General features: G+C 61.6%; 9 protein-coding genes. 4 read left to right on the top strand and 5 right to left on the bottom strand.

Annotation, left to right across the window (positions count from 1 at the left end):
* Positions 1–121 precede the first annotated feature (121 nt).
* Together OKB87_RS02075 and trxC are read right to left on the bottom strand one after the other, a co-directional pair.
* On the bottom strand, positions 122–1,510 hold the full coding sequence (locus OKB87_RS02075; protein ID WP_270826280.1) for an SLC13 family permease: 1,389 nt from the start codon (positions 1,508–1,510) through the stop codon (positions 122–124).
* A 165-nt stretch (positions 1,511–1,675) separates the two neighbouring features.
* The gene (trxC, locus tag OKB87_RS02070; RefSeq protein WP_076360860.1) at positions 1,676–2,104 is read right to left on the bottom strand and encodes a thioredoxin TrxC; all 429 of its coding nucleotides are present in this window, start codon (positions 2,102–2,104) and stop codon (positions 1,676–1,678) included.
* Between the two features lie 154 nt (positions 2,105–2,258).
* On the opposite strand from trxC, the gene OKB87_RS02065 reads away from it, so the two are divergent.
* The 4 genes from OKB87_RS02065 to OKB87_RS02050 all read left to right on the top strand — a co-directional run bounded on the left by OKB87_RS02065 (position 2,259) and on the right by OKB87_RS02050 (position 9,423).
* The gene (locus tag OKB87_RS02065) at positions 2,259–5,060 is read left to right on the top strand and encodes a response regulator (protein ID WP_118881321.1); all 2,802 of its coding nucleotides are present in this window, start codon (positions 2,259–2,261) and stop codon (positions 5,058–5,060) included.
* A gap of 141 nt (positions 5,061–5,201) precedes the next feature.
* The gene (locus tag OKB87_RS02060) at positions 5,202–6,938 is read left to right on the top strand and encodes an ABC transporter transmembrane domain-containing protein (protein ID WP_270826279.1); all 1,737 of its coding nucleotides are present in this window, start codon (positions 5,202–5,204) and stop codon (positions 6,936–6,938) included.
* Between the two features lie 109 nt (positions 6,939–7,047).
* Complete coding sequence (locus tag OKB87_RS02055; RefSeq protein ID WP_270826278.1) at positions 7,048–8,799, top strand: ABC transporter transmembrane domain-containing protein; 1,752 nt, start codon at positions 7,048–7,050, stop codon at positions 8,797–8,799.
* Positions 8,800–8,949: 150 nt separating this feature from the next.
* Positions 8,950–9,423: a DUF4442 domain-containing protein gene (locus OKB87_RS02050; protein WP_005300417.1), complete on the top strand. Its 474-nt coding sequence runs from the start codon at positions 8,950–8,952 to the stop codon at positions 9,421–9,423.
* Between the two features lie 38 nt (positions 9,424–9,461).
* Here the strand turns inward: OKB87_RS02050 and ybcJ are convergent, their stop codons facing one another.
* The 3 genes from ybcJ to OKB87_RS02035 all read right to left on the bottom strand — a co-directional run bounded on the left by ybcJ (position 9,462) and on the right by OKB87_RS02035 (position 12,070).
* Entirely contained in the window at positions 9,462–9,695 is a 234-nt protein-coding gene (gene ybcJ, locus OKB87_RS02045) for a ribosome-associated protein YbcJ (RefSeq protein ID WP_194759638.1), read from the bottom strand.
* A 189-nt stretch (positions 9,696–9,884) separates the two neighbouring features.
* A complete protein-coding gene (locus OKB87_RS02040) occupies positions 9,885–10,289 on the bottom strand; it encodes a MaoC family dehydratase (RefSeq protein WP_076360855.1) in 405 nt (134 codons plus the stop codon).
* Complete coding sequence (locus OKB87_RS02035; protein ID WP_270826276.1) at positions 10,286–12,070, bottom strand: class I poly(R)-hydroxyalkanoic acid synthase; 1,785 nt, start codon at positions 12,068–12,070, stop codon at positions 10,286–10,288. The genes OKB87_RS02040 and OKB87_RS02035 overlap by 4 nt, the downstream gene beginning before the upstream one ends.
* Between the last annotated feature and the right edge of the window lie 3 nt (positions 12,071–12,073).

Raw genomic sequence — 12,073 nt, 5'->3', positions numbered from 1 at the left:
TTTGGCTGAGAACAGTGGCTGTTCAAAGGTGGTGAACGGGTGAGCAGGGGGCCGTCTGGCAGAGACTGCATACAGAAGAGCCAACAAAAAGGCCCCGTCAGGGGCCTTGGTACTCGGCATATCAGTGCAGTATGTCACCCATGAAGTAGGCGAGCAGGGTCAGAATGACGGTGAAGACCAGGTTCAGCACCAGGCCGGCCCGCATCATCTCACGCTGTTTGATATGGCCGCTGGCGAACACGATGGCGTTGGGCGGGGTGGCCACCGGCAGCATGAAGGCGCAGGAGGCGCCGACGGCGATCAGCACGGAGACGACGATGGGCGATACACCCAGCGCCTGGGCTACCCCGGCAAACAGCGGCACCAGCAGGGCGGCGGTGGCGGTGTTGGAGACCAGTTCGGTCAGGAATACCACGAACGCGGCCAGACAGAGCAGGATGATGAAGATCGGCATGGTGGCCAGACCGTTGGAGAGGTGCTCCGCCAGGAAGGCGTTGGCTCCGGTCTGCTTCAGGATAGCGCTTAAGGTGAGACCGCCACCAAACAGCATCAGCACGCCCCAGTCGGTGTTCTGGTTGATGTCATCCCAACTGGCCACCCGGCTGATGGCAATGGCCACGATGGCGCCCATGGCGATCAGGGTATCGAACTGGGGAATGCCCCCCATTGCCTTGGCAATGGGCTGGGAGCCGATCCACAGCAGTACTGTGGTCAGGAAGATGAGCAGGGTGATCTTGCGTTGACCGGTCCACTGGATGGTGACCTTCTCGGTGCTGACCTGATGGGAGAGGTTGGGACGGGTCACCATATAAAGCAGGCCGATGCCCACTGGCATGAAGATGAGTACCACCGGGATGCCGAACTTCATCCAGTCGGTGAAACCCAGCCCCATCTGGGCAGCTGCGATGGCGTTGGGCGGGCTGCCGACCAGGGTGCCGATGCCGCCGATGCTGGCACTGTAGGCGACCCCCAGCAGGACGAAGACCAGGGTACGTCGCTCCTTGTGGGCATCGATACCTTTCAGCATGCCGAGGGCCAGCGGCATCATCATGGCGGCGGTAGCGGTGTTGCTGATCCACATGGAGAGGGCGGCTGTGATGGTGAAGAGCACGATGGCGGCCCAGCCGAGGTGGCCTCTGGCAAGCTGCATCACCTTGGCGGCGATCTGGGTATCCAGCCCCTGTTTGGAGAGTGCGGCGGCCAGTGCAAAGCCGCCGAAGAACAGAAACAGCACCGGGTTGGCGAAGTCCGTCAGGGACTTGCTCATGTCAAAGACCCCGAGCAGGGTGGCAAGTACCGGGATGGAGAGAGCCGTGATGGTGATGTTGACTGCTTCAGTCAGCCAGAGGATGGCGATGAAGACCAGGATCCCCAGCCCCTTGTTGATGTTGGGGTCAAAGGGGAGCCAGGCCAGCATGGCACAGAGCAGCAACACATCCAGGATGACGATCCCGGATTTGATGTCCAGCCAGCGTGATGGGGTAGTGGAGGGTACTGCAGATGTGTGCATATTGTTCTCTCGGTTAATTTATGGTTGTTGTTGTGTTGCCGAGATTACATTCATCCCCCCGTTTGAAACAGGGGGAACTGGTCAAAGCATGCCGGGACTCACAGAGTCAAGGCAAATGAAAACATTAAATAAACACAAATTAAACATATTGGTATCATTTGTGGCCTAGATGAAGCTGTGCAACCACTCCTTGAACAGACTGGGAGGAAGGGAGCCACTGCGCTGTGCCACCATCTTGCCCTGCTTGAAGACCATCAGGGTGGGAATGCTGCGAATGGCGTAACGGGCCGCAATGGCGGCTTGTTGCTCGGTATCGACCTTGACGAAGCGGAGTCTTGGTTCAAGTTCACTGGCAACTTGTTGAAAAACAGGTGAAAATTGAAGGCATGGCCCGCACCAGCTGGCCCAGAAGTCGACCACGACCGGGATGTCAGACTGGATCAGGGTATCGAACTGCTGCTCCTGGCCGTTGACCGGGCTGGTGGTGAACAGCCCGCTCTTGCAGCGGCCGCATTTCGCGTTTGAATCCACTTTTTCTTCAGGCAGGCGGTTCCTGGTGAAGCAATGGCTACAATAGGTAGTGATAAATGACATAATTGATTCCTGTATACATAAGCCCTGCAACATCTTATTGCACTGACAGGGCAGAGTAACGGTAACATAGTCGCCAGTTATCTTTCACAGCCAGTGATCCTGCGTCGACATGATGTCGGTGGATACGTGGCCATGACATGAGAATCGAGACGGGATGAATAATGTGACACGGGTCAATCGTGTTGTGCTTAGCCTGATCATCGTATCGCTGCTGGGGTTTTCCGGCTATTGCTGGCAGCTGCTCAGCCAGCAGCAGAAGGCCTCCGAACTCAGCGTTGCGGCAGAGTTGATCCTCAACCGGGTCAATACCGACACCGTCTATCTGCTTGGCCGCGAGAAGGCCAATGACGGCAATGTACAGCAACGTCTCAACCAGTTGTCGAGCAACCTCGACAGTTTTGTGCGCCAGGTGCGCAACGATCCCGACTCTGCCGACAATCCTCACTCCCAATCCCTGTTGCATGACATCGACAGCTATTTGCTCGACTTGGCCAAGCTTTATTCCATGGAGATGGCGATCGAGTACATAGAGCAGCCTTTTCAAAAGCAGCTCAACGGCTTGCTGGCCACCTTGCCGGCAGACTCTCCGCTTGCCATCGACCTGACCGAGCTGGCACAGCTCAGTCACTACCTCAAACGTAGCTGGGACAAGGGCGAGCAACTGCGGCTGCAGGCCCTGCAGCGACGCCTCAAGACGGCCTATCCTGCCAATCCCGAAGTGGCGGGGCTGGCCCAGCTGAGCGAGGATGTCAGCCATCAGGTGGTGGAGTACCACGTGCTGCGCAACCAGGTGATCGACATGCACGAACTGGAGGGGCTGTCACTCTGGAAGCAGAGCAAGATGGAGCAGGCCTCCTCCCTCAAGAGCCGCTTCTATCTGATGGTATTGGGGGGGGCCATGCTCTGTTTCGGACTGGTGGCGGTGACCCTGTGGCGGCGCAACCAGAAGCTGAGCGAGTTGTCGCGCCAGACCGGCTTGCTGGCCCAGGCCAAGAGCGATTTTCTGGCCAACATGAGCCACGAGATCCGCACCCCCATGAACGCCATCATCGGGTTCAGCTCGCTGGCATTGCAGACTGAGCTGGATCAGCAGCAGCGAGATTATCTCAGCAAGATCAAATCCTCATCGGATACCCTGCTGCTGCTCATCAACGACATTCTGGATCTGACCAAGGTGGAGTCCGGCAAGCTGACCCTGGAGGAGATCGACTTCGATCTGAGCGAGCAGATCGACTCGCTGGCTGGCATGTTTGCCGACCTGGCCGAGCGCAAGCAGGTCGAGGTCATTATCAACAAGTCGCCAGCCGTGCCGGATTTTCTGCGCGGCGATCCGCTGCGCCTCGGCCAGGTGCTGGTCAATCTGGTCAACAACGCCATCAAGTTTACCGAGCGGGGCGAGGTGGAAGTGGCTATCACCCTGGTCAACCAGCACCCCATGCAGGTGCGTTTCAGCGTGCGTGACACCGGCATCGGCATCGCCGAGGAGAAACAGGCCCAGCTGTTCCAGCCTTTCACCCAACTGGAGGCAGGCAATACCCGCAAATACGGCGGCTCCGGCCTGGGTCTCAACATCTCCCAGCGTCTGGTCGAACTGATGGGGGGCAGGATCACGGTACAGAGCAAGCCGGGAACGGGCTCGGTCTTCCAGTTCGAGATCCCCATGACCAAGGCGGTCTACGGCGTCTCCGGGCGGCGGGTCTTCTTCGAGCATCAGCCGCTGGTGCTGGTGATGGATGACAACGAGCTGGTGCTGGACCTGGCCAAGGATATCCTGGGCCGGGCCGGTGCCAGGGTGATGGCGGTTAACAGCCTCTCCCGGGCTCGTCAGGTGCTGCGAGAAGAGGGACAGAATATCCGGCTGGCCATTCTGGACTGGCGCATGGGGCAGGAAGACGGGCTGGATCTGGCGCTCGAGATGTATCAGCACAGCCAGTGGCGCCGTCTGCCGATCCTGATGACCAGTGCCTGGGCCAAGGAGGGACTGCATGGGCGGATGGAGAGCATGGGATTGACCCACTTCCTGCCCAAGCCGATGACCGAAAATGCCCTGCTGGCCAAGGTGGACGAGCTGCTCAACGGCAGCTCCCACGATCAGCAGTTCCGCCAGGCCGAGGCGCAGGGGGATCAGCAGCATTTTCGCGAGCTGCTGCAAGGTATCCGGGTACTGCTGGCCGAGGACAACCGGGTCAACCAGCAGCTCATCATCGAATACCTGCGCCGGGTCGATGCTCTGGTGACTGTGGTGGGCAACGGCCGGGAGGCGGTCGAGCGGGTGGCCGAGCAGCCCTTCGACGTGATTCTGATGGACTTGCAGATGCCGGTGCTGGACGGGCTGGATGCCACTCGCCAGATCCGCAAGATGGTCGACAAGCACGATGTCCCCATCATCGCCCTGACCGCCAGCGCCATGCCGGGGGACAGGGAACGTTGCCTCGGGGTCGGCATGAACGGCTATGTCACCAAGCCGGTCAGCAAGCTCGATCTCTACAACAACCTGCTGCAGTGGGTGAAGAGCGCCAGCGGCGAGCGGCGGGTGCCGCTCGAGGTGAAACCGCCCGACCTGATGGGAGTGCTGGATCTGGAGGATGCTCTCAGGCGGCTGGAGCAGGACAAGGAGGCACTGCAGATCCTGTTCAAGCTGTTCATGTCGGAGCACAAGGATGACCTGTGGGAGATCCGCTCCGCCCTGCGTCGTCAGCAGCCCGATATCGCCTGCCGGTTGCTGCATACCCTCAAGGGGGTCTCCGCCAATATTTCCGCCTCCCGTCTGCAGATCATGGCCGGTGAGCTGGAGTGGCGGTTGCGCCAGCAGGAGGAGCTGACCGAGCAGGATCTGGAGCAGTTGCAACAGGTGTTCAGTCTGACCCGGGAGGAGGTGTCCCACTTCCTGCTCACCGGGGAGCAGCATGAAACACCGTACGCAGGCTTCGGACAGCGTGATGATCGCTTGTTGTAACAGGTGAAATAGCAATAATTCTCAAGCCGCTTGCTTCAGGCTATCATGACCCCCTCGTATCGCCCCCAGCCGGGGGCGATTGCATTGAGTTTCCCCGTGATGGGCGCCGGCTCTGGGCCGGTCGCGACAAAGGATATCTACGTGAGCGTATTTGCAAGGCTGGGCTGGTTCTTCAAGGAGCAGTGGCGGCGTTACCTGATCGCCATCTGCCTGTTGATGATGGTGGCCCTGTTGACCGTGATCCCGCCCAAGGTGGTGGGCTGGGTGGTGGATGGCATCGCCAAAGGGTCCCTTGATAGTGCAACCCTGACGGGTTATCTGGCCGGGCTGTTTGGTCTTGGCCTGCTCATCTATCTGCTGCGCTATGTGTGGCGAGTCATGCTGTTTGGCGCCTCCTATCGGCTCGCCTATGTGCTGCGCAACCGGCTGTTCAGCCACTTCACCCGCATGAGCCCGGACTTTTATCAGCGCCACCGAACCGGCGATCTGATGGCCCATGCCACCAACGACATCCAGGCGGTGGAGATGACCGCCGGGGAAGGGGTGTTGACCCTGGTGGACTCCATCATCGTCGGGGTGCTGGTGCTCTCCATCATGTGCAGCCAGTACTCCTGGCAGCTGACTCTGCTCTCCCTGTTGCCGTTGCCGGTGATGGCGTTCTTCATGAACCGCTTCGGCACCCAGATCTACAAGGAGTTCAAGGCGGCGCAGGGTGCCTTCTCCCGGCTCAACAACAAGACCCAGGAGGCGCTATCCGGCGTGCGGGTGCTCAAGTCCTATGCGGTAGAGTCGCTCGAAGATCGCGGTTTTGCCGAGCTGACCCGGGAGGCGGGTGCCTGCAACATGGCGGTGGCCCGCATCGATGCCAAGTTCGATCCCGTGATCTACCTCTGCATCGGCTGCTCCTACTTTCTGGCAGTGGCCGGCGGCAGCGCTCTGGTGCTGCGTGACGAGTTGACCCTGGGGGAGCTCACCAGCTTCACCATGTACCTCGGTCAACTGATCTGGCCCATGTTCGCCATCGCCTGGTTGTTCAACATCATCGAGCGTGGCAGCGCCGCCTATTCACGGATCGAAAGCCTGCTCGGCGAGCGCAGCGACATCGAAGAGCCGGCCCAGCCGGTAGCGCTGGCCTCAGCTTTTCCGCTGCGCGCCGCGGCGCTCAGCTACCAGCTCGAGCAGCGCACTCTGCTGCGCAATGTGGATTTCACCCTGCAAGCCGGCGGCATGCTGGGCATCGTCGGGCGCACTGGCGCGGGCAAGAGTTCTCTGCTCAAGCTGTTGATGCGACTGGCCAACCCCACTACGGGGGAGATCCGCATGGGGGAGGTGCCCATCTCGCAACTGGCGCTGGGTGAGCTGCGCGGCCAGTTTGCCTATGTGCCGCAGGAGCCGTTTCTTTTCTCCACCACCATTGCCGCCAACATCGCCCTCGGCCGTCCCGATGCCAGCCGGGAGGAGATTGAGCAGGTGGCGCGCATCGCCTGCGTGCACGACGACATCAACCGTTTCCCCAAAGGCTATGAGACCGAAGTGGGGGAGAAGGGGGTGACCCTCTCCGGCGGCCAGAAACAGCGGCTCGCCATCGCCCGTGCCCTGTTGCTGGAGGCGCCCATCCTGGTGCTAGACGATGCCCTCTCGGCGGTGGATGCCCACACCGAGCAGCAGATCCTGCACGCTCTCAAGGCCCACAAGCGTACCCTGATCCTGGTCAGCCACCGGATGACAGCGGTGGAGCAGGCCGACGAGATCTTGGTGCTAGATGAGGGTCATGTCAGTGAGCGGGGTCGCCACGTCGCCCTGATGGCCCACAACGGCTGGTACGCGGATATGGTGCGTTACCAGCGTCTCGAGCAAGACGTGGAGGAGAGCCTGTGAGTCCACTCATCAAGAGCGCCTTCACTCGGTGTGGCGCTGAGCCTGAGTGCTGGTATGCCGGCCTGAGGCCTCATCATCAGCGGCTGAAACAAGACGTGGAGGAGCGCCTGTGAACCCGACCATCAAGCGACTGCTCGGGTACTGCGCCCGTTATCCACGCTGGCTCATTCAGGCGGGGATCTGCCTGCTGTTGGCTACCGGCGCCGAAGTGGCCGGTCCCTTGCTCATCAAGCTGTTCATCGACGACTATCTGGCGCCACGCCAGCTGGTGTGGCCCGCCATCGCGGCCATCGCCGCCGGCTATCTCGGCTTGCAGGTATTGTCTGCGGCCGGTTTTTACCTGCAGTCCCTGCGTTTCAACCGCATCGCCCAGGCGGTGGTGCAGCGGCTGCGCGAGCAGGTGTTTGCCACCGCCATCCGGCTGCCGGCCCGCTACTTTGACCAGCATCGCTCCGGCTCGCTCATCTCGCGCATCACCAACGACACCGAGGCGATCATGAACCTCTATGTACAGGTGATCGGGCTGTTGGTGCAGAAGGTGGTGCTGCTGTGCGGCATCCTCATCTCCATGGCGCTGCTGGATCTGCGGCTGATGCTGGTGTGCGCCTGTCTGTTGCCGGCGGTGGGCGGAGTGATGTGGCTTTATCAGAAACTGAGCGTGCCTGTGGTGCGGGCGACCCGCAGCCTGCTCTCCGACATCAACAGCCGTCTCAATGAGTCGCTGCAGGGGATGCCGGTCATTCAGGCCATGGTGCAGGAGCGCCACTTCGCTAACGCCTTTGCCGAGGTGAACCAGCAGCACTGGGCGGCGCGCCTCAAGAGCCTCAAGATCAACGGCATCCTGCTGCGTCCGCTCATCGACCTCTTCTACATGATGGTGCTGATCGGCCTGTTGGCGCTGTTTGCCCGCGAGGGGTTGAGTGCGGAGGGCGCCATCCAGGTGGGGGTGCTCTATGCCTTCATCAGCTATCTGGGACGGATGATCGAGCCGCTTATCGAGATGACCAACCAGCTCAACCAGTTGCAGCAGGCGATGGTGGCCGGGGAGCGGGTCTTTGCCCTGCTCGATGAAGTGCGCGAGAGCACCGAGGGCGAGATGCGCCCGCTCAAGGGGCAGGTGAGTTTCGAGCGGGTGGGTTTCTCCTACGATGGTGAGCAGCAGGTGCTGCGTGACGTGAGCTTTACCGCCAAACCGGGCCAGATGCTGGCGCTGGTGGGTCACACCGGCAGCGGCAAATCCACCATCATCAGCCTGCTGATGGGCTTCTACCCGCTGGATCAGGGCACCATCCGCTTCGATGATCACCCGATGGCGAGCCTGTCGCTCTCGGCGGTGCGTCGCAGCATCGGGCTGGTCCAGCAGGATCCCTTTATCTTCGTGGGGACGTTGGCGGAAAACCTGCGCCTTGGCCGCGACGGCATTGACGAGGCCCGCCTGTGGCAGGCGCTGACCGAGGTGCAACTGGCCGAGTTCGTGCTGAGCCTGCCGGAGGGTTTGAACACCCTGATGGAGGAGGGGGGCAAGAACCTCTCTGCCGGCCAGCGCCAGCTGCTCTCTTTTGCCCGCGCGCTGGTGGGTGATCCGCGCATCCTCATTCTGGACGAGGCGACCGCCAGCGTGGACTCCCAGACCGAGCTGGCCCTCTCTTCGGCGCTGGCGGCGGCGCGCCGCGGTCGCACCACCATCGCCATCGCTCACCGCCTCTCGACCATCGTCGATGCGGATGAGATCCTGCTGCTCTCTCGCGGTCAGGTGAACGAACGGGGTACTCATGGCGAGCTGATGGCGCTGGGCGGCCATTATGCACAGCTGTTCGAGATGCAGAGCCAGGGCGCCTGGCTGGAAGAGAAGCGAGCCTGATCGATCGCCACAGGAATGAGCAGAGGGAACCCGTGCGGTTCCCTCTTTTTTTGGGTGGTGAAATGGTGGCAAGCGTGATCCGCGTCCTTGTCGAACGCCAGCCATGCTGGCAACATGCTGTTTACATCAACTCATCGGATCAGTTCGCATATGGATTTGCAACGTTTGAAGGCCAACCTGGCGCTGCGGCTCTTTGCCTGGCGCTACATCCCCGTTATTGGTTTTTGTGCCCCGGTCATCGAAGAGATGAGCGCCAAGGCGCTGCGCATTCGCATTCCGCTTGGCTGGCGCACCCGCAACCACCTGGGCAGCATGTACTTCGGCGCGCTGGCCACCGGCGCCGATCTGGTGGGTGGTCTGCTGGTGATGGAGAAGGGGCGGCAGCGGCGCAAGAAGGTACACTTCGCCTTCAAGGATGTGCAGGGGGAGTTTCTGAAACGGCCCGAGGGGGACGTGCAGTTTGACTGCGCGGCTGGGGAGGAGATCGACGCCATGATCGACGAGTCGCTGGCGAGCGGTCAGCGTATCAACCGCCCCATCCAGGTGGTGGCCACCTGCCCGTCACTGAACGGAGATGAGGCGATGGCCCGCTTCGTGCTGACCCTGTCGATCAAGGCCAGCTGAATGCCAAAGGGCGCACCGGCGCCCTTATTCAAGCGAGATCAGAGGATCTCGGGGCTGACGCCTGCTTTCACGACCACTTTCATGCCGTTGAAGTTGACTACTTGCTCGGCCACGATCTTGCAGCGTTTGCGGGTCTCGACCTGACCGTCCACCTCTACCAGCCCTTCGGCGACCAGCGCCTTGGCCGCACCGCCACAATCGGCCCAACCCTGATGTTTGATAAGGTCGCACAAGGCTACGAAGGGGTGGCCTTCGAGCAGAAACGTCTCCATGGGAAATCCTCTAGTGGATGAATGGCTGAAACAGCAGGGCGATTATTCTAGGCAGTTCGGGCCGTCAAGGAAAGGGCAAGGGCATCTGTCGGCAGGCAATTGTGGCTTGCAAGACCATTTTTGGGGCACACACCATAGCAGTCAGCCCGGCTGTGGCCGGGCTGACTGAGATCATGGGGCAAACCCTTTTCAGCCGAACTTCACCACGGCTTCACCGCTGACGGCGATGGCGCCGGTGGCCGTCAGGATGCGGGTGGCCAGGGTGATGATGGGCTTGTCGCTGCGCAGTGCGATGATCTCCACCTCTGCCGTCACCTCATCCCCCACAAACACCGGCTGCTTGAAGGCGAGGCTCTGACCGAGGTAGACGGTGCCCTTGCCCGGCAGCTGCTGGCCCAGCAGCCCCGAGAAGAGGCTGGCCAGCAGCATGCCGTGCACGATGGGGCGCTCGAACGGCGTGGTGGCGGCGAAGGCGGGATCCAGGTGCAGCGGATTGAAATCCTCCGACAACCCGGCAAACACCTCGACCTCTGCCGCCCCGAACCGCTTGGTCAGTCTGGCTTTTTGGCCCACCTCGAAGGGGAGTGTGCTCATGCGGGCTCCTCCTCGGGGGTCTGTGCAAAGACCGGGTTGAGCCGAACCTTGACGTAGCTGCCGGGCGCCGCTTCCAGCCCTTCGCTCGGGATGCGAGCGGGAAGGGGGGCGGGATCCTCTTCCCGGCTCTGGATGAAGGCTGCCATCTTCGGCCACCAGGAGCCTGGGGTATGGCTTGCGCCGGCGAGCCACGCCTCGGGGCTGGTGGCCTCGGCGTCGTTCTGCCAGAAGCCGTACTTGTTGGCGTCCGGCGGATTGACGATGCCGGCGATGTGGCCCGATTCAGCCAGGATGAAGTGCTGCTCGCCACCGAACAGCTTCATGCCCTGCCAGGTCCCTTGCCAGAGGGCGATGTGATCGTCCATGGCCGAGACCAGCAGCACCGGGGTCTTCACCTTGCCGAGATCGATGCGGGTGTGGCGGATCTTGAGCTCTCCCTTCACCAGCTGGTTCTCCAGATAGAGCCGGCGCAGCAGGCTGCTGTGGGTCTTGCCTGCCACGTTGGTGCTGTCGCTGTTCCAGTGCAGCAGATCGAACGCCACCGGACTCTGCCCCTTGAGGTAGCTGTCGATGTAGTAATTCCAGTAGAGGCTGTTCTCCCGCAGCAGGCTGAAGGAGACCGCCAGCTGGCGCCCGTCCATGATGCCCTTGGCCTCGTTCTGGGCTTCCAGCGCCGCAATGATGGGCTCGTGGATGAAGATGCCAAGTTCCCCCGGTTGGGAGAAGTCGAGCAGGGTGGTGAACAGGGTGGCGGAGCGAACCCGCTGCTTCTGGCGCCTGGCGGCCAGCCAGCCCATGGCCAGGGAGAGGGCGGTACCGCCGATGCAGTAACCGATGCCGTGCACTTCGCGCTCGCCGGTGGCCGCCTCCACACCATCCAGCGCGGCGATGACCCCGTCTACCACGTAGTCGTCGAGATCGATGTCGGCCTGGGCCGGACCCGGGTTGCGCCAGGAGATCATGAACACCGTCTGACCCTGGGCGACCAGCCAGGCCACCAGGGAGTTCTGGGGCCGCATGTCCAGGATGTAGTACTTGTTGATGAAGGGCGGCACGATCAGCACCGGCGTCCTGGCCACCGTTTCCGTGGTCGGGCTGTACTGAATGAGCTCATACAGCTCGGTGCGCTGCACCACCCGGCCCGGCGTCAGCGCCAGATCCCGCCCCAGCTCAAAGGCGGACTCGTCGGTCAGCCGGATGTTGAGTTGATCGGCGCTGCGCTCGAGATCTTCGGCCAGCAGCGCCAGCCCGCGCACCAGATTCTGGCCGTCAGACTCCAGGGTCAGCTTGAGCAGCTCCGGGTTGGTGGCCAGAAAGTTGCTTGGCGCCATGGCGTTGATGTACTGGCGGGTAAAAAAACGCAACCGCTCCCGGCTCTTCTGGGGCACCCCCTCGAGGGCATCCACCGAAGCCAGCAGGTGCTTGGCGGTCAGCAGATAGGATTGTTTGAGGTAGTCATAAATGGGCTGCTCGCTCCAGGCGTCGGCCTTGAAGCGGCGATCGCTCCGCTCCGGGGCGATGAGCGGTTCGCTCTGCTGGCCTGCGCTTTTGAGCAGGGTGTGCTGCATCAGCTTGAGCTGATCCTGCCACCAGTTCATCTGGGCATTGATCAGTTGCCAGGGCTGCTGGCTACCCTGTTCCAGCACCTGGCCGAGGTCGTTGAGATTGGTCTGCAGCAAGGCTTGGGCCGTGCGCTCGGTCTGCGCCTTGGCCATGTCCAGCAGCTTGTCGTTGTAGTGGGCCAGGGCCTCGAACAGCGGGCCGTAAGATGATTGGCTCATGTT

This window comes from Aeromonas sp. Y318-1 (assembly GCF_027706125.1).
GTDB classification, from domain to species: Bacteria; Pseudomonadota; Gammaproteobacteria; order Enterobacterales; family Aeromonadaceae; genus Aeromonas; species Aeromonas hydrophila.
Note: the sequence above shows the minus strand (reverse complement) of the source record. Positions and strands in the feature narration are given on the sequence as shown.